This is a genomic window from Pseudoalteromonas sp. S3431, assembly GCF_000690035.1.
In the GTDB taxonomy this organism is placed as follows: Bacteria; Pseudomonadota; Gammaproteobacteria; order Enterobacterales; family Alteromonadaceae; genus Pseudoalteromonas; species Pseudoalteromonas fuliginea.
Genome location: NZ_JJNY01000013.1, coordinates 15,388 through 35,425, shown reverse-complemented (window position 1 = coordinate 35,425; position 20,038 = coordinate 15,388). Strand labels below are relative to the sequence as shown.

Sequence of the window (20,038 nt, the reverse complement as noted above, 5' to 3'; positions counted from 1 at the left end):
AAAACCGAGCAACAAAGAGTTTATCGTCCCTAGAAAGAACCCAAAGGGCAGCGCCTGTTTGGTATTTATGCTACGTTATCGCCTATTAATGGGGAGTAACCACACTACATAAGCTCCGCCTTGCCTAAAAACCAAACATACTGCTGCAAATTCACCAACCAAAGTTCAACACGGCCTTGCCAAATTATTTTGGATCACTATTTAACTACCTGAGTGAATTTACAGATCAGAGTTTAACTAACCTTTCATAAAACGGCATATTTGGGGTGATTTTGCTGTAAAAAGCGTTTACGGCAACTTTAAAAGGCGGGTAAGTGACTGATTTTTGCTTTAATAGGCAAACTAAACGAATTTATAAACCGATTTTTTACTAACTTCTTTGTGCTATAAAACAAAATTTTACTAACTGAAAGGCTATAAACAGTGACTCAAATCGATTTTTTACCAACTCAAGTTACAAAAAATGTTATAAACCGAAATTTTACTAACTGAAGTTTTAGCTAAGTCCGATATTTGACTGTCACAGAAGTGTAAAGGGGGTTTACAGTTTGAATACTATAGTGGTAAATATAAAAGCCACTTATTTGAAGTGGCTTTTATTTGAGCTATAAATTTATTATTTAGTGTGTTTATCAAACCACCATTGAATATAAGCAACTTTTGTCATTAAGTTTGATGGCCGAGCTGTAATGCCATGTGAAGCATTAGGAATTCGCACCATTGCAGTATCAACACCTTGTAATTTTAATGCCTGATAAAACTGCTCAGTTTCTGAAATTGGTGTACGGTAGTCAGATTCACCAGTGAGCAACATAGTAGGAGTTTTAACGTTTCCAACATAGCTAATAGGCGAGCGTTTCATGTAGTGCTCAATGTGATCCCATGGTTTACCTGGGAACCAATAATCAGCAAAAAACGGGTAAAAATCTGCTGTTAGTACAAAACTGATCCAATTGATAACAGGCTTAGCAACTACAGCTGCAGCAAAGCGATCTGTATGACCCACAATCCATGCAGTTAATACACCGCCACCAGAGCCACCGGTTACAAACAATTTAGACTCGTCAATAAAGCCTTTCGCTATTAGCGCATCAACACCTGTCATTAAATCATCAAAATCGTTACTTGGGTAATTATGATGAATAGTTTGTGCAAACTCTTTACCATAGGAATCACTACCACGTGGGTTCATGTATAAAACGACATTGCCTTTGGCTGCAAACAGTTGAATTTCAGCGCTAAAGTGCGGGCCATAATTAGCGACAGGGCCGCCGTGAATTTCTAGTATTAGCGGGTATTTTTTGCTGCTATCAAATTCTGGCGGGTAGGCAATCCACCCCTGAATAGGAAGTTCATCGTGGCTTGATTTAACCCAAATTTCTTCCACTTTAGCCAAAGCTTTGTCGCCCAATGCATCTGCATTAAGGGTAGTTAAACGCTGGGCTTTACTGCGTTTAATTGTTGCTATATCAGCAGGGCGCTGGGTATCTGCAAGGGTAAAGGCTACCTCACCATTTTCACTTACATCAAAGTCGCCACCAGAATAAGGGCGTCCAAAGGCAACGCTGCCAATTTGAGTTGTTATTATCTTACGCTTGCCACTGCATGGTTGATAGGCGAGGGCGGTTTGGCCTTTATCGGCGTAACTAAAGTACACACCTTTTGAATTGGCACTCCATTTTATTTGCCCAACACTTCGATCAAAATTTGGCGTTAAACTAGTTGTGTTACCTGTTTTTAAATCACGAATATAAAGTTGAGCATTTTCGTAATTAGTGCGTATATCGTCATAACCTGTGTACGCTAAGTAACGGCCATCGGGCGATACTTTAGGTTGTTCATCAGGGCCATCTCGGTTAGTAATTTCGGTTATAGTTTGCGAGGCCAAATCAAGTTTATAAATTTCATTATTTGTGAATTTTAGCTGGTTGTTTTTATGCCTGTTCGCAGAAAAATAAAGTGATTTACCATCGTTACTAAAGCTTACATCGCCGGCGTTATCAAACTCATCATGAGTAAGTCGCTTGGCATTACCACCGTTAGCATCTATGGAAAATAATTGGCTAAAACCTTTTTGTGTGTAACCGCCACCATCTGAACGGTAATAAACATCATCAATAAATTTAGCGGGTTCTGCCCACGTTGCCCCTTTTGGTTTACCGGGCAGGTTTACGGGGGCTGAAGTTGCACTTGGTACAAACATGCTAAATATTAATTGGCTAGAATCAGGGCTCCATGTAATTGCACGAGGGCTATTAGTTAGATTACTAATTTTTGCCATAGCACCTGTTTTAAGCCATTTTATATATATTTGGCTGCTGCCATCACGTGTTGATATAAACGCAAGGCGTTGACCATCAGGAGAGAGTACTGGCGAATAATCCATATGCACGCCAGAGGTTAATGGTTGCATTTGTTTAGTTTTGTAATCAACAGACCAAATATTACCCACTTTGCGATCTGTTTTTATATCCATACGATTACGCACAAAGTAAACGGTTTTACCGTCTTCGGTTATATCTATCTGATTCGCATATTCAAGGTCGAATACGTTTTCAAGTTGTAGCATTTGCTCTGTTTGACTCGTAAAACCTGAAAAACTGACTGTTGCCAAAAGCGCAAAAGGGGCAATAAACTTCATTTTTATTCCTTGTTATTAAACAGTATCGCATCTGTTATAAGGCAATAATGATTGAAAATAAACTCGATTGCGATGAATGCACATTACTTAGATAATGACTTATTTGAGTAATATGCATTTCAAGTGGTTAAGCTAAAGCAACTGCTTGCTGAGCCTGTTCTTGCAACTCTGCCTGTAATGAGTGTGCTATTTCTGCTGACCTTACTGAAAGTATTGAGAGTAAGGTGTCGCTTAAACCATGGGATGATTCTGAACGTCCTTGCAAAAATAACGATGGAAGAAAACGTTCGTCCGTTTTAACTTGATAATTTCGATCAATATCAATGTTTCCTAAATAGGCTTTAATAGGTTCTAACATAGGCGCCATTTTAGGTCGTTGATACCCTGTTGCTAAAATTACTAAATCGTAATTATTCGTAGCATGCTGATTTGATTTTCTATCAAGTATAGACAGCGTTATTTTTCCATTTTTTTCAGATGCTTCAGTAACTTCACTGTTAGGGCAATATGTATGTTGCTCCATCATGGCAACTTTTTGTTGATAAAAAATATTATATATTTGCTCAATCATCGATGAGTCAACAGCTGAATAATTAGCGTATTTATATTCTTTTAATAGCTCTTCTCTTTCTTGCTGCGTTTTACTGAATATAGAGTCTGTTGATGATGGGTTAAAAATTTCATTCACATAGGGACTTGAATCTGCTGGCTTCATCGAATTACCACGCATAATTAAATCAACTTTTGCGTGTGGATAATTATCATCAATATCAATAAAAGCTTCCGCAGCACTTTGCCCACCACCGATTATAGCAATGCGTAAATCCTTTGTTTTTACTGGAATAAGTTTAGCCATTTTTGATAGGTAGTGAGTATGATGAAATACAAGCGGGGTTTGTTTTAGCGGTTGAAAAACTTCCGGTATTAAAGGGGTTCCGCCAGTGCCCATAACAAGTGATTTAGTAAAACGGATCTTACTTGTACCACCTGTATCTGCTGTTGTCACTTTGAGTAATTTTACTTTTTGATTATCCATAACCGGCTCAATAGAGGTAACCTCTTCGCCGTATTGACATTGAGAAGAAAAATGACCCGCAACCCAGCGAAGGTAGTCATTAAATTCTAACCTGCTTGGGTAGAAAGTACTTAAATTTATGAAGTCCACTAAACGATTATGTGAATGTAAATAATTTAAAAAAGAGTAAGGGCTGGTTGGATTTCTCAATGTGACAAGATCTTTCAAAAATGAGACTTGTAGCCCACTTTGGTTAGTAATAGTATCACCATGCCATTGATATTCTGGCTGTTTATCAATAAATAAGGCATTTAGTGTGGTAGAATTGCTTTTAATTTCTTCTAAGGCAATCGCCAAAGCTATATTTGATGGGCCAAATCCGACACCAATGATATCGTATGTAGGTATTAGTGGCTGTGCCATGCTTAAACTCCTCGTTTAAAACAACTTTTATCTGCTACATAAATTTACTTTTGTTTATAAAAATGTGTAGCAGTGGGTATTAGCTGAATAAGGATTCATTAAGTATCCTTATTTAATGAATTACGTTAATTTAGCTTGTTTTTTCAACAACCCAAGGTGAAATGCTTGCTAGTTTTTCACTGGTTTCGGTGAGTTCTCTTTCTGGTGTTGAATCAAGTACAATTCCGGCTCCAGCCTGTAACCAGTGCTGATCGCCTTTACTCATAACACTGCGTAAAACTAATGCCGCGTCAATAACGCCTGTGTGATCTAGTTTTAAAATTGCGCCTGCATAAAGCCCTCTGCTACTGCCTTCGTGTCGTCGTATTTCTGAAAAAGCAGCCAGCTTTTGAATACCAGACGCTGTAACAGCAGGGAATAGGCTTTCGAATGCATGCCAAGCGTTATATTCTGTTTTTAGAGTGCCACAGACTCTCGAAGCTAAATGTTGCACAGAACCTCGCTTTTTTTGAACCATGAACTGTGGTACATGTACAGATTCTGGTTCACAAACTTCATTCATTTCGTCAACTGAAAGTCTCACAGATATTGCGTGTTCGTGGGTTTCTTTTGGATCTCTTAGTAACTCATCAAATATTTTTTGATCTGTTTCTGGATTACCTTCTAATCGTCGAGTACCCGCTAACGGCTCTGTTGTAACTTTACGGTTTTCATCAACTGAAAGTACAATTTCAGGACTAAACCCAGTGATTTTCCAACCAGCTAAATTCATTGTAAATGAACGAGCAGGTGTGTTCATCGAACGCCCTTGAAGCCAAGTCGCAGTGTAATCGGGCGAAAAATGTAGGGGAACCTTACGCGAGAGTATGACTTTTTCTAGTAAACCATTTTTAATATTGGCGACAGACTTTTTGACTGCATTTTTATAATTAATATTGTCTGGTATTTCAACATTTTTGTAAGGAACGTGTGCTCGTACAACTGCATTTTCTAGTATTAAGCGTACTTGCTGCTCAAGTTCACTGGATTTAGATTTAATGAGTGTTGGTTTTTTCCCTAGGGATACCGTTATTTTTGGCTCACAAATAAATAATAACGCTTCTTGACCTGCTTTTTCTTCTTCGGTTAATAGTTCTGGTGATTTCAGGGCATACGCGAATTCAAAACTAGACCATCCGCATGCTTGCCACTCACCATCCCAAGTATTTAATTCTTGCTGTAGGACTTGGCAGAGGTTTTCGCTGTTAACTTGGCGCTGAGTTTTTCCTGCAGAGGTATTAGATTCAATGTGAGTTGCAAATACTGTTATAGATCGAACAATACCCCCTGCAAACCAACATTCACCGTTATCTTCGTAAATTAAATATTCTTTAAATATACCACTGTCGGCTAGAGCGGCTGCTCGTGCGAAGATTAAATTTTGCTCATCGCTTTGGGTTGTGCCTTCATTGGAAAAATTAGTTTTCATAATATCTTATGCTCCTTTTCAAAATACATTTTGCATACACACGGGATTAATTTTCAATCAATGTGTTGCAATAATAACTACAGTAAATAATAATGCAAATTATTATTGTTTATATTTTAGGGTCTGTTTTATGGATAATGCACTTAGGCTAAAGCTTGCGAGAAAATTGGCGGCAACTCGAAAAATAATCATGCCGAATAATAATGTGGACTCTTTATCGACATTAAATCAAAGCTTTACAGTTTCAAAAGCAAAAAATGAGACCAGTTATGTACTTTCTAATGCGCAAGAAAGGATGTGGTTACTTAATCAACTGGACCCACTTTCGTCTGCTTACAATGTTTGTGTCTTGTGGCAATTTAAAGGTTGTTTAGATGCGCGTGTTTTACAGCAAAGTTGTTTTGAATTAGTGAACAGGCACAGTATTTTTCGAACTTCCTATTATGCAGACCCTATTGTTGGTGCTCGACAAAAAGTGCTTGATGAGTTTCCTTTGCAGTGGTGTGAATATGATTTACAAGATTTAGATCATCAGACGCGAGAAGTACGTCTTAAAGAAATAGCACAACATGCAAGTACAGAACCTTTCGATCTTGCAACTAAGAGTACACTTCGACTTGCTCTCGTAAAAATGACCGACAGTCATCACACTTTAGTTATGGTAGGGCAACATATTGTTTGGGACGGGGCGTCATTTGGTATTTTTTCTAATGAATTATCAACATACTATAGGCTAATTAAGAGCGGCGAATCTAAACAACGGGCTCCTTTACCCATCCAGTATTTAGATTTTGCTCAATGGCATCGTGAAAAATGGCAACAAGATTCCGAGCAAAGCAAAGAGCAGGTTGCGTTCTGGCAAAAGCAGCTTACACCGCTACCTGAGCCTATTGATTTTCCAACTGACTTTCCTCGGGGAGTGAAGCAAAATGAAAATGGTGGCTGGCACAGTGATAATCTTGATCAAGCAACAACACAAACCCTACTTACGTTAGCACGAGAAGAACAAGTTACAACTTTTGAAGCCATTATTGCGGTGATTGCTTTATTAATGACTCGGCTTTCTAGGGCCTCAGAAGTGACGATAGGGACAGTGGCTTCGCATCGTAATTTACCTGAGCTGAGTGACCTGATAGGTAATTTTGGGAATGTTATTCCACTGCGGATTAAGGTTGATAATAAACTTTGTTTTCGTGAACTGATCCGTGATTGTGCGACACAATGTCGTGCTGCTTTTTCACATGCAGATTTACCCTTTGAATTATTACTTGAAAAATTACAAATAAAACGAGGGGAATCGCAAAACCCATTATTAGACACTATGGTGACTTTCTTAAGCCATGGGATGTCTCCACCCATAATAGATGACTTAGATGTACATTGGGAAAAGTATTTTAATGGTACAACGCAAACAGATCTCTCTTTTGACGCATTATTAAAAGATAACTGCCTTCAGTTTCAAGCCACTTGGCGTGCTTCATTATATCGACCAAAAACCATACCAAATCATTTGAAACGGTTGCTACAGTTACTTAAACATTGTGTCCAAGAACCAGATATAGCACTAGCTAACATTACCACTGTATTACCCGATGAAAATCAATTAATAAAATGGGGTCAACGCGATGCTTTTGCAAGCCCAATAACAACGCTCGTTGCTTGGTTTGAGAATACCGTGAGTAAATACCCAAATCGAACTGCCGTTGAGTTAGTTGGCAGTGAAACGATAAAGAGTGTTTTGCAACAACAAAACGTGCTGCATGACCTCAGTTTTTTAACGCTCAATGCAAGAGCAAATAGAGTCGCAAGGTGGCTAGTATCGCAAGGGATTGGGCCAGAAGATCGGGTTGCCATAATAATGCCTCGCCAGTTGGAATGGTTCGTTGTGATGCTTGGTACACTCAAGGCAGGTGCCGCTATTGTACCTATAGATCCAAATTATCCAGAGGATTACATTAACCGAGTACTTACATTGGCGGCGCCAAATATAGTAATTAATAATGGTGATGCACATTCATTTGAATCAGCTAAAGCGGCTGAATTACAAACTAAAACAGTCAGTCTGTTAGTTATTGAGAATGAAGCATTAAGTATAAAAAATAGTGATCTTAATCTTACAAACGAAGAGAGATGCCGGCCATTGCGCCCATCTCATCCAGCCTGTATTACGTTTACATCCGGCTCAACAGGGCAGCCAAAAGGTGTGGTTGTAAAACATGCTTCGCTGGTTAACCTTATTGCTAGTCATAAACACGATCTCTATAGCGAAGCTTCTGCGCTTGTAGAACATAATCAGCTAAAAGTTGGCCATGCTTGGTCTTTGGCTTTTGATGCCTCATGGCAACCTACACTGTGGATGTTTGAAGGCCATAAAGTCTATTTATTTGATGCAAATACGATGCAAGACGCGGTCACTCTTGCCAAAGAGATAATGCTTAAAAAAATGGATTTTATTGAGTTAACTCCCAGTATGCTAGATGAAGTATTACCGTGGTTACAGTCAGGACTTACAGATACAAATGGGCAATTTATTGAACCTCACACACCTGCAATATTGGGTTTTGGTGGTGAATCGGTAAAACAAGAGCTTTGGCAACGTATAAAGAGCCTTCCTGGTACGTTGGGCTTTAATTTATATGGCCCGACAGAGGCAACAGTGGATGCGATGATTGCTAAAACCAATGCCGCTGAAAAGCCGGTAATAGGTGGGCCGGTTGCAGGAGGGCAAGTTTATGTTTTAGATAGTTGCTTGCAATTAGCGCCTTTAGGGGTGCCTGGTGAGCTTGCAATTGCTGGTGCTGGATTAGCAAGAGGATACCTTGATCGTAGTGATTTAACAGCAAGCAAGTTTATTGCTAATCCTTTTGCTGAACAAGGTGAAAGACTTTATCTAAGTGGTGATAGAGTAAAATGGACAACTCAAGGAAATATTGAATACATTGGCCGTATAGACGAGCAAGTGAAAATTAGAGGTTTTCGTGTTGAGCCGCTCGAAGTTGAGTCAACCATTGAGCTGTTAATTAAATGTCCTTGCGCTGTCATTGCCAGAGCAGTTACTCAAAGTGCGATGGAGTTAATTTGTTATATTGAAAATGAAATAGAGCAACTAAGCGATAATCAAGAGGCTAATTTAAACTTAATAGCTCGCTTTCGCTATGTATGTGAGCAAGCTCTACCCCCTCACTTAGTCCCCAAGTATTTTGTAATTAATAAAAAACTACCTAAGTTACCTAATGGAAAAATTAATCGTAAAGCGCTGTCGATACCTGAAGATTTAGGTGTTATTGCCAAAAGAGCCCCTCGCAATGAACTGGAGAAAAAGCTATGTAATTTAGTGTGTGACGTTTTAGGGATTGAGACAATAGGCATTGACGATGGATTTTTTGCAGTGGGTGGCGATAGTATTTCAGTTGTAAAATTAGTCAGTCGCGCTCGTCGAGAAGGGATCCACCTTACTCCTCGTCAAGTATTTAATGCAAAATGCATTGCGAATTTGGTTAAAGAATTACACGAAGTTGATCCCCTCGGAGACAGTCAAAATAGTAAAACGGTTAACCACGATAGTAATGATAAAGGTCAGCTTACTTCAACTTTATTAATGCAGCGCTACCTTAATGCAGCGACACCGCTTGATCGATTTGCACAACTAGCAAGTGTAGTAGTGCCTGAAAGTATGACGGCTGGTGAACTAAAAAAGCTTGTGTATGCTTTACTTAATCGCCATGGGTTGTTGCGAGCTCAATTGGTGCAATCGGGTACGGGGGAGTTATCCCTAAATGTTCCGGTTGAAAATACCCAAACTATTTATTGTGAGCAAACTTATCAACAGTGTGATGATGATAAGTATAGAGTGTATTCTGAAAATGCTGATTTACCCACTTTAGAAAACTCAGGTGTATTATCAGCAGCTGAGTTGGCAAAACAACTATGCAGTAATTTAAGTCCTGAAAATGGTGTTATGGTTGCCGTATTGTTAGTTAAAGAAAATGAAAATAATAACCAAAGGGCTTGGTTTGCCATAAACCATTTAGTCATAGATGCCTCATCATGGCATATTTTGGCTGAAGACCTTGCGATTGTCCGAAATCAGCAAGTGAGTAATGAAAAACTTGAATTACCTCCTGTACCAACATCATGGCGTAGTTGGTCCAATCATATAAATAAATTAAGCCAGCAGTATATACCTGCGCCAAATTCAACCAATTTGGGAACGTTGGCAAGTGCTCACACATTAACTTGGAGCTTGGAACCTTATAATAAAACATGTCCTGCATTAACTGTCGCTCGTAGGTTAGGGCTTCCACTGGCTAGTTTATTACCTGCTATAAGTTGCTTAGCTGCTATTACATCAAAATTAAAACCAGCGCTAGATAATCGCTGCCCTACCTTGGTACTAGAGCGGCATGGTCGAGAAGTACAGGAACCAACACAAGATTTAAGCAGGACCATTGGCTGGTTTGCCCGTGAAGTTTATGTGGCTCTCAATAGTGATGTTTTAAAGACTAAATCGGACGAAATGTCGAGCCAGTTGATAGAAACAGTGTTGCGTAAATGGTGTGGTCAAATTATTCAGCAAGACTCTCCTTTTGTATCATCAAGTGGTGTCGCGCCTGCTCAACAAGGTGTAAATGGATGGTTAGTCGGTTTTAATTTTCTTGGTGATTTAAATTTATCCTCCAATTCAGATTTATGGTCAGTAACTCCGCTTCTTGAGCAGCTCACTGAAGCTTGCTCCGATCACTGGCCGTTACTAAATTCTTTAGATTTAACAGCCTATTACAGCCAACAAAAAGGGATAAAAACACTTCACTTTAATGCGATAGCACCTAGTAGCGAATTGCACCATAGTGATCTACTACGATTTAAAGCTGAGTTAAATAAGCTTTTTCATCAACTACACGACTGTTTTATTGAAGAACAACAACAGCTACAAGCGCAAGGTCTTGTTGATAGTAATAATTTGACAATTAAGCCAGCTACGCCACTGCAAGTTGAAATGCTTCGCCACTGTCATGGACTAGCAGATCCATGGACAACACAAATGGAAATAACTCTTTCTAATCAACACAACCCAGAAATATCTGAAAGTGCTTTAAAAGCAGGGGCCGCGGATCTTCTGCGCCGTCATGACGCGCTAAGATCAGGCTTTTTTGTGAAAACATTTTCTACCTTTACTGCCGATATACTCGAGCCTGTATGGGAAACTTTAGATTTACGTGGTGAACCAAGTGAGCAATATGAAGCACTGTTAGCGCAGCATCGCACAGCATGGTACCAATATCGCTTTGAATTTGATGCTCCGCCACTCATGCGATTTTTATCTATACGTATAAGTGATAGTCAGTGGCTAATTTTGATTCATTGTCATCACTTACTGCTTGATGGTTGGTCAGCCCCTCGAATTTTGCAAGAGTGGCTTGGAGGAATGAGTGCTGAAGCCACTTTAGCTTATCCAAATTTACATTGGGGTCAATATCTTGATTGGTTACAAAAACAAGATCCGACAATAGCTTGTCAATATTGGAATAAAGCGCTGAATGGTTTCAAAGCCCCTTCATTATTGTGCCCGACAAGACAGCAACGATTTCCTTCACAAGAATTATCTAGTGTGCTTTGTGCTGCTGTAAACACAGATGTTAAAGCATTAGCTGCAAAGATTAATGTATCTACGGCCATGCTATTTCAATTGGCATGGGCTAAAACAGTGGGTAATGCACTTAATCAGGACGATGTCGTATTTGGTTTATTTGATTCTGGTCGTGCAGCGTCGTTAGCAGGTATTGAAACGCTTGTTGGATTGGTTACTCAGTTAGTACCAATACGGATTAAGACCGATCCTTTGAGTAGTCCAATTGCGTTGTTGCAGCAGTTGCAAACTGAGCAATTTGAATGGCAAGCGTTAGCTCCGGTTAGGTTGGATAATTTGGAGGCGACTCATCGTTTTGGTGAATTTTTTGATACTTTATTAGTTATTGAAAATGCCCTTGATGCGGATACACAAACCGCAGAGCCAATTAAACAAGTCGATTCATCTCAAGGGCTTACATTACCAGTTGCATTGGCAGGATTGAAGGATGTTAAGTGGCAAGATTCGGTTGGCCAAGCCGCTGCTTTATTTATCTACCCTGGTGCAACAACCAAGATCCGTTTGAGCTTTGACCCGCATGCAGTGGGTCAAAAACGTAGCGCTCAGCTATTAACTGATTTTGAGTTCTATTTGCAAGAAGTTGTCGATAGTTGTAACAAATTCAGTCATGAAGCCGCAAATTCTGCGCAACTTAATAACAGCGAATTAAACCCCCTATCAACAGTCTCTTTGGAGTTAAATCATGAGTGAAAATATTTTCGATGATGAATCAATGGCATTTGTAGTTCTTATCAATCATGAAAAACAGTATTCGTTATGGCCTGAAGTATTAACTATTCCTTCTGGTTGGGAGCAGGTTTTTGGCCCTCAAACACGTGATACTTGTTTGAGTTGGCTAAATGATAATTGGACAGATTTACGTCCTAAATCACTCATAGAGATGGATGGGAATTAATATGGAGCAGATTAACAAAGGGATGCCAGCAGGTACAGCATGCCTGTATCAATCCTTTGCTGAACAAGTCGTTATGCACCCTAATCGCATCGCCGTTAGTGATGAACATAGCTCCTTGACATATAAAGCGCTTAAACAAAAAGCTGATTTGGCATCACATCGACTTTATGCAAGTGGTGTTCGTACAGGAAACTGCGTGGCTTTAATACTGCCTAGAAACTGTGAGCAAATTATTCACGTGTTAGCAATATTGCAACTTGGAGCGTGCTATGTGCCGATTGATCCCGATTACCCTAAAGAAAGGATCGATTGGATAATTGCTTGTAGTCAGCCTAGCGCAATTGTTACTCAGCGAGAGTTGAGCAAGACACTTTGGGGTAACGATTCACTTACTAAAGCTATGAGTCATTTGTTGTTTGTCGAGGACCAATTTAACTTTGTTCCAGATGAGCACGAGAAACCTGTTTACAGAGCCGCAGGTGCTTTCGCTTATATTATTTTTACTTCAGGGTCGACGGGAAACCCTAAGGGAGTTGTTGTAGGGCATCAGCAAGTTCTGGCCTTAATTAATGCGGCAATGCCTTTATTAGATGCAACACATACTGATGTTTGGGCTTTGTTTCATTCACTGGCTTTTGATTTTTCGGTGTGGGAAGTGTGGGGAGCTTTGACCACAGGAGCCAAGCTAACGATTATTCCAAAAAGTGTAATTTGGTCACCAGACGCCTTAGTGCAATATTTGAGAGCAGAAAAGGTCACTATTCTGAATCAAACGCCTTCAGCATTTTATGCCTTAATTGACGCAGAAAGTAAGGCTCTAAAAATGAGTGAGCAACCACTATGCTTGCGCAAAGTGGTCTTTGGTGGTGAAGCACTTAATTTGGATAAAGTAAAAAAATGGTGGCAGCTTTACCCTTGCGAAATATTGCAATTGATAAACATGTACGGGATCACAGAGACAACGGTGCACGTAACATGGCTAACACTAAGTGATTCACTTTGTGGCACTGAAAATAGTCCAATAGGTGAAGGGCTATCTAGTTTGGAGGTGCTTTTACTTGATGAAAATTTAGAAAAAGTGGCTGATGGTGAAATTGGTGAAATTTATGTAGCAGGAGATCAAGTGGCATTCGGTTACATCAATCGCCCTGATCTAACCGCGATGCGATTTGTTGCCAGTCCTTTTCACACTGGGAAGCGGATGTATCGTTCGGGTGACTTAGCGAAGCAAATTGATGGTCAACTCTTTTATTTTGGTCGCGCAGACAGGCAATTGAAAGTAAGGGGATTTCGTATTGAGCCGAGTGAAATAGAAGTTGTTTTAGAATCTCATGCAAAGATACAAAGAGCAGCCGTGATAGCAAAACCATGCCTCGACAGTGGTTTATCAGATGGCTTAATTGCTATTTTAATCGCGACAGAGGAATCATTTACGGCACAACCAATAGCAACATTGAGAAATTATCTATCTCAGCTTCTCCCTGTTCACTATTTACCTTCAGACTTTCTATTTGTTAAAAAATTCCCGCTAACAGTAAATGGAAAACTGGATGAGAAAGCGTTACTTATGCAGTGGCAAGCAAATCAAAAAAGTACTTCTTCTTTGCATCAACAGCGGCTAGAGCTGCTGCGTTTGAAGCAACAAGACATCCTCGCCAAGTCAACAACATGATTTGGTAAAGACAAACATTAAGAATGGAAACTACCCAAATGAATAAAAATAGTAATTCAGCCTCGCTATTAGAAGATGTACTTGCTGTCGTTAGTAATACGTTAAATTTACAGCCTGGCGCTGTCTCAGCAGAATGTAACCTAATTGAAGCAGGACTTGATTCGATCACATTAATGAACTTAGTGTCAACTTGGCGAGCGGCTGGTTATGATATTAACTTTGCAGATTTAGCTAAAAAACCATTCGTGGGGGCATGGGTTGAGTATCTTAGGGTATCGGCTGCCAGCCTCGCTGATAATACACAAGACACTATCTTTGGGGTCCCAAAAATAAAAATCGGGAAACTTCCTCATGCGCCTTTTTCACTTGCGCCTATGCAGTATGCCTATTGGTTAGGACGTGATGTTAATCAACCGCTTGGGGGTGTATCAGCGCATCTGTATTGTGAATTTGAGTTGTCGGCAATCAATGATAAGTCACAGCCATTAGACTTAGCCCGTTTGACGCTAGCAATAGAGAAACTTGTTCAACGTCATAGCTCGTTGCGTTTACAAGTATGTTCCAGCGGACAGCAAATACATAATCCAAGTAATAATACAGTGCATGTCATCTTTAATGATTTACGAGATAAACCTACTGATGTTGCGCAGCAGTTATTAGAGCAGTATCGCTCGACCTATTCATCACAAATGTTAGATATTGAGTCAGGAGAAGTATTTGCGGTCGCTTTAAGCTTATTAGAAAATGGTAACAGTCGCCTGCATTTAGACATTGATATGATAGCTGCAGACGCCGTTAGTTATCGCACGCTACTGCGTGATCTTGCACTGTTATACGATGACCCCGATGTAGAACTTGCTGATTTAGCAATGAGTTATAAAGATTGCCGAATGGCCATTGAGCATAATTGGGAGTCAATAAAAGAAAGCTCAGGAATGTGGTGGCAAACACAGCTAGCTTCTTTACCCAATGGTCCATTACTGCCTTTAAAAGCAGCTTCATCGCAGCATCCTATTACAACACGACGCCATTTTAATATTGATCCGCAGCGTAAAGCACAATTATATGCGCAATGTCGTCAGTACGGATTAACCCCATCAGTGGTGTTAGCAACCGTGCTGGCAGAAACCCTGGCTGGATGGAGCAAAGATCCGCGTTTTATTCTTAATGTTCCTTTATTTCAACGTCCACTCGCAGGCCCTAATATTAAAGAGGTGGTAGGCGACTTTAGTAGTTCAATACTCCTCGATGTTGATACTGGCCCGACTGCAACTTTTGTGACACGAGCGCGTGATGTTCAATCTAGTATGCACGAGGGAGCAGCGCGCGCAGACTACGGTGGAGTTCATGTTTTAAGAGATTTAGGGCGTGCACGTGGGCAGCAAGTAACAGCGCCTGTTGTATTTACAAGCGCATTAAATTTAGGTGAGTTATTTGATGCAAATGTGCGCCGAGTATTTGGGGATCCTATTTGGATTATTTCTCAAGGGCCACAGGTATTACTTGATGCGCAAGTAACTGAACTTGATGGTGGTATTTTAATTAACTGGGATTGTCGAGAGGATGCTTTTGTAGATGGTGTGCTCGATGCAATGTTTAATTTTTTCAGTAATACCGTGGTGAACCTTGTTACTGAGCCGGATTATTGGGATACGCATATTGGTGATACGTTACCCAAAAATAGAGCCGTTGCTGAGGTCCAAGAGCCAGTAATTACTAAAAATGTGGAACATGATGAAACCTCGTTAAGTATGCCAATAGTTCGTGTGGTAGCTTCTATTTGGCATGAAGTGATCGGGGGGGATGGTAGTAATATTCATCAAAACTTATTTGCTGCGGGTGGGGATTCTGTTTTAGCAAGTTCGTTAATCGCGCAAATTAGGGAAATCTTCGGATCCAATTCGATAGACATGAAAAGCTTATTTAGTTCACCTTCTATTGCAGGCATTGCCGCTTCAATTACTGACTCGAGCGATGCTGAAGAAGTATTACAAATTGCTCAAGTGTATTGTGAAATCTTAGATTTAGATGATGACGCACTCAGTGCTGAATTGGAAATGGAGGGGTCACTGTGACTGAGTTTGTGCCTACCGAAGCCGGGTTATATGCTTGGCCAGAAGAAATAAGCAGAAAGTACAAAGAGCAGGGGGTGTGGAGAAATGAAAACTTTGCAAATTGGTTAACTGCAAAACTTAAGCAATATGCTGATGTTATTTTGCTCAGCGGCCCCGACCTTCAATCTGGTGAATGGCAACAGATGACAGGCCAAGAAATAAGCGCTGTCGTGAATAATATAGTAGAGCATTGTCACAGTATTGGTCTTGGACGAGGTGATAAAGTGGTGATGCAAATGGGTAATAATAATGCATTTGTATTAACCTTTTTCGCTTTACTCCAGCTAGGCGTTATTCCTGTCATGGCGTTACCTGGACATGGACAACGTGAAATTTTGCATTTTGTGAAATTAACACAAGCACGTGCTTGGTTTGTTAGTGAACAATCGATTAGCTTCGATTGTCATGCATTTGCCAATGAGCTACTTAATACAGTCCCAACACTTAAACATGTTGTTGTGGATGGCCTAGATTTAAAACCGCATCCGTCAATATTATCTTTACTAGGGTTTACTAAGGCAACTGAAGCTCAAATGACAGCACTTGAGTTTCCTGGTCTCGCAGCGGATCCTGCTGAAATGGCTTTATTATTATGCTCAGGCGGTACAACAGGAATACCGAAGTTAATTCCAAGAACACATAGAGATTACCTCTACAATATAAAAGCCAGTGCTAAGCTTTGTGAATTGAGTTCACAAGACCGCTATCTTGTTGCATTACCAGCGGCGCATAATTTTCCATTAGCTTGCCCAGGTATTTTAGGTGCGATTGAAGTGGGAGCTGGTGTCGTTATGTGTCCAGTGCCGAGTCCTGAAATTGCATTTGAGTATATTGAAAAAGCAGGGGTTACGGTGACAGCGTTAGTGCCGACTTTAGTGAAAACTTGGCTTAATTATGCTGCATTAGTAACACCTCCAGCGGCATGTCTTGATTTATTACAAGTTGGCGGTGCTAAACTTGATGAAGCTACAGCTCGCAGAATCGGTAATGAACTTAATTGTAATTTACAACAAGTGTTTGGCATGGCTGAAGGACTTCTTAATTTCACTCGTAATTCAGATCCTAGTGTTTTAAAACTCAAGACTCAAGGACGTCCATTATCTGATTTGGATGAAGTTAGGGTGGTGGACGAACAAGGCCAGGATGTTGCAAAGGGAAAGTGTGGCGAGCTGTTGACCAGAGGTCCATATACAATCCGTGGTTATTATAAAGACGAGCAAGCCAATCAAAAATCATTTACTACTGAAGGTTATTACCGTACTGGGGATCAGGTAAGGCGGCTAAGCAGTGGTCATCTTATTGTTGAAGGCCGAATCCAAGAGGTTCTTCGCCGAGGTGGAGAAACTATTTCGGTTGAAACATTAGAGGCTCATTTAGCCTGCCATCATGGCATAAAAGATGTTGCTGTTGTGGGACTACCTTGCGAACAACTCGGTGAACGAACATGCGCAGTTATTGTTTCGCAAGACCCAAATTCGCCTAAGTTAGCACTCAAAGACGTAAGGCAATACTTAGCGGCACAAGGTGTTGCACGCTATATGTTGCCAGATACAGTGGCGTACGTTGAACATATCCCATTAACCGTTATAGGTAAAATTGCTCGTAAAAAATTATCTGCACAAATTCACCTTGAGCTTAATAAGCAACACCAAGCAATACAAACAGTGTGAATTAAATTAATGATGCGCAATCACCACCAGAGGATGTACCGCAATGGCTGGCTGCTGAATATAAGCAAGCTAATGATGTTGATTGTGGCTAATAGTGGATTGGTAGTGCGTTTAAAGTATTAGTTATTACTGGGAGTTTGTTGTTTAACTTGTTGATGAAACAAACTCCCTCAATACCCTTTATTTAATTATGAGGTGAGCCTTATCATCGATGAACAATTTACTTTAACGGCTGAGTTAAAGAGCGAATACCAAAGTCGAGTAATTGAGTATGCACGTGAATTACTGCAATTTGAATCGGTAACACCTGATGACGCAGGTTGCCAAGCATGGATTGCAAAAAAGTTATCAATGCTGGGAGCAAAAATCGATACATTTGAAAGTCATGGGGTGAGTAACCTAATTGCTGTTATATCTAATGGTGATGGACCCGATTTAGGTTTTTGTGGGCACACGGATGTTGTGCCCGCAGGTAATCTTAATAAATGGCAAGCCCCACCTTTTGCAGGTGAAATTAAAAATGATTACCTGATCGGTCGAGGCATCGCAGATATGAAAGGCGGTATTGCCGCAGCCTTAGTTGCAGCTGAGATGCTAGTACTCGAAGGGAGCTTTGTTGGGCGACTATGGTTTTTAATTACCAGCGATGAAGAGGGCGATGCTTTATTCGGCTCATGTGAAATTGTAAAACATTTTAAAGATGCAAAACAGGACTTGGATTATTGTATTGTTGGAGAACCGACATCAATAAAGCAGTGCGGTGACATGCTAAAAATTGGACGCAGAGGGGCGTTGAGTTTTGCCATTCAAGTTAATGGAAAAAGTGCGCACGTTGCTTATCCGACTCAAGGCATTAATGCTATCCATCATGCCTGTAGCATTGTAAAAGATTTAATGAAATTTGATTGGGATAATAGAGATAGCAATCAGCTTGGTACAACAATGCAAGTCACTCATATCGACTCAGGCTTGTGCAGCGATAATGTCATACCTGACGCTGTAATAATTAATTTAAATATTCGTTATACCACGGCTTACAGTGAAGATGATCTAATTCATTTAGTCACTCATATTGTAACGCGAACTACTAATGATTTCTCACTAACAACATCGCATGCTTGCAACCCTTATTACTCTGCAGAGAATAGTAAAAATAAACTTTCGCTAATAAAAGAGTGTAAAACAGCCATTAATCAATGTACTGGTTTGCTTCCTCAAACCTCAACTGCAGGAGGAACTTCTGATGGCCGTTTTTTTAGCGATATTTGTCCGCAAGTAGTTGAACTTGGTTTAACTAACGGCACTATCCATCAAGAAAATGAACGAGTTCATATTAGCGAGCTTGGAAATTTAACAAATATCTATTTTACGGTGTTTAAAAAGTTACTAAGTAACCAGAGCTCAGGTTAAATAGCCTTTAAATTGAAATAATTTAACTCTGAAAAGCTAACATACCTTATTACCTAAGAGGCTAAACTAAATTTTATAGGTCATTAAAACAATCATAATAAAAACTACAAGTCGTAAATGAAAACTGTTAGTATTTTTGTTTTCAAATTAAATTTAACATCAATGAAACCCTTACCTATTTTATTTATTATGTTTGTTACTTTACTTGCTAATAGCTATGTACATGCAAGTCCGCAGCCTCTTAATCCACAGCGAATAGTGGTTGCAGGGGGCTCAATAACAGAAGTTATTTACGCCCTTGGTGAACAACAACGCATTGTTGGCGTTGATAGCACCAGTGTTTATCCAGCCGCTGCAACTCAGAAGCCACAAATTGGCTATGTTCGCAAAATAAGCGTTGAAGGTGTGTTGTCATTAAATCCAGATCTTATCCTCGCTGAATCAGATATTGGTCCTAAAAAAATGGTTGAGCAATTAAAGCTCACTGGCGCTAACTTGGTTATCTTGCATGAAAACGACAACTTTTGGCGTATTGAAAATAAAATAGAGCAAATAGCCAAACAATTAAATGTTGTGAGTAAGGGCAATATGCTCGCAGACTCTTTGCAAGCGGACCGCAAGGCCTTGTCATATATTTTAGAGCAAACTAGTACTAAACCTAAGGTTTTGGTTATCCGCAGTAGTCAACTTATGGTTGCAGGGGCAGAGACGACTGCTGATGAGTTGGTAACTATTGCCGGTGGAGTGAATATGATGGCTCAAACAATGGTTAACTGGCAGACGATTTCAAGCGAGGCTGCATTGGCACTAAATCCTGATGTGATTATTAGTATGGGGATTGGCGCCAATGATCAGCAACCAAGCGCTGAAATATTATCTGTTTTTAAATATTCAAATGCGATAAAAAATGGGCGTATTTACAATTTTGATGCGCTCTATTTGTTAAGTATGGGGCCTAGAACGCCTCAAGCGGCCGTAGAACTAGCGCATGCATTTTATCCTAAAACACGCTTGCCAGATGGCTATCAATATAGATTTTTAAAATTAGCTGAAAACAGCACAAAACAACAGGACGAGCGATAG

The 20,038-nt window shown here is 40.0% G+C and carries 10 protein-coding genes; 7 read left to right on the top strand and 3 right to left on the bottom strand.

Annotated features, from left to right (window positions below):
- Positions 1 to 616: 616 nt before the first annotated feature.
- From DO88_RS14585 to DO88_RS14595, 3 genes are all read right to left on the bottom strand, one after another.
- Complete coding sequence (locus DO88_RS14585) at positions 617 to 2,569, bottom strand: S9 family peptidase (protein ID WP_232224783.1); 1,953 nt, start codon at positions 2,567 to 2,569, stop codon at positions 617 to 619.
- 199 nt (positions 2,570 to 2,768) lie between these two features.
- A complete protein-coding gene (locus DO88_RS14590) occupies positions 2,769 to 4,079 on the bottom strand; it encodes a lysine N(6)-hydroxylase/L-ornithine N(5)-oxygenase family protein (RefSeq protein ID WP_033038230.1) in 1,311 nt (436 codons plus the stop codon).
- A 130-nt stretch (positions 4,080 to 4,209) separates the two neighbouring features.
- Entirely contained in the window at positions 4,210 to 5,547 is a 1,338-nt protein-coding gene (locus DO88_RS14595) for a salicylate synthase (RefSeq protein WP_033038228.1), read from the bottom strand.
- A gap of 130 nt (positions 5,548 to 5,677) precedes the next feature.
- Between DO88_RS14595 and DO88_RS14600 the strand changes: the two genes are divergently transcribed.
- The 7 genes from DO88_RS14600 (at position 5,678) to DO88_RS14630 (ending at position 20,038) form a co-directional block, all read left to right on the top strand.
- On the top strand, positions 5,678 to 11,884 hold the full coding sequence (locus tag DO88_RS14600) for a non-ribosomal peptide synthetase (RefSeq protein ID WP_033028647.1): 6,207 nt from the start codon (positions 5,678 to 5,680) through the stop codon (positions 11,882 to 11,884).
- A complete protein-coding gene (locus tag DO88_RS14605) occupies positions 11,877 to 12,089 on the top strand; it encodes an MbtH family protein (protein WP_008139329.1) in 213 nt (70 codons plus the stop codon). Before DO88_RS14600 ends, DO88_RS14605 begins: the two co-directional genes overlap by 8 nt.
- Position 12,090: 1 nt before the next feature.
- On the top strand, positions 12,091 to 13,761 hold the full coding sequence (locus tag DO88_RS14610) for an amino acid adenylation domain-containing protein (protein WP_157847578.1): 1,671 nt from the start codon (positions 12,091 to 12,093) through the stop codon (positions 13,759 to 13,761).
- A gap of 38 nt (positions 13,762 to 13,799) precedes the next feature.
- Positions 13,800 to 15,836: a condensation domain-containing protein gene (locus tag DO88_RS14615; RefSeq protein WP_033028649.1), complete on the top strand. Its 2,037-nt coding sequence runs from the start codon at positions 13,800 to 13,802 to the stop codon at positions 15,834 to 15,836.
- Positions 15,833 to 17,545 (top strand): (2,3-dihydroxybenzoyl)adenylate synthase, encoded by a 1,713-nt coding sequence (locus DO88_RS14620; RefSeq protein ID WP_033038226.1) that lies wholly within the window; start codon positions 15,833 to 15,835, stop codon positions 17,543 to 17,545. The genes DO88_RS14615 and DO88_RS14620 overlap by 4 nt, the downstream gene beginning before the upstream one ends.
- 195 nt (positions 17,546 to 17,740) lie before the next feature.
- The gene (dapE, locus tag DO88_RS14625) at positions 17,741 to 18,955 is read left to right on the top strand and encodes a succinyl-diaminopimelate desuccinylase (RefSeq protein ID WP_007376664.1); all 1,215 of its coding nucleotides are present in this window, start codon (positions 17,741 to 17,743) and stop codon (positions 18,953 to 18,955) included.
- 117 nt (positions 18,956 to 19,072) lie between these two features.
- The gene (locus DO88_RS14630) at positions 19,073 to 20,038 is read left to right on the top strand and encodes an ABC transporter substrate-binding protein (protein ID WP_033038225.1); all 966 of its coding nucleotides are present in this window, start codon (positions 19,073 to 19,075) and stop codon (positions 20,036 to 20,038) included.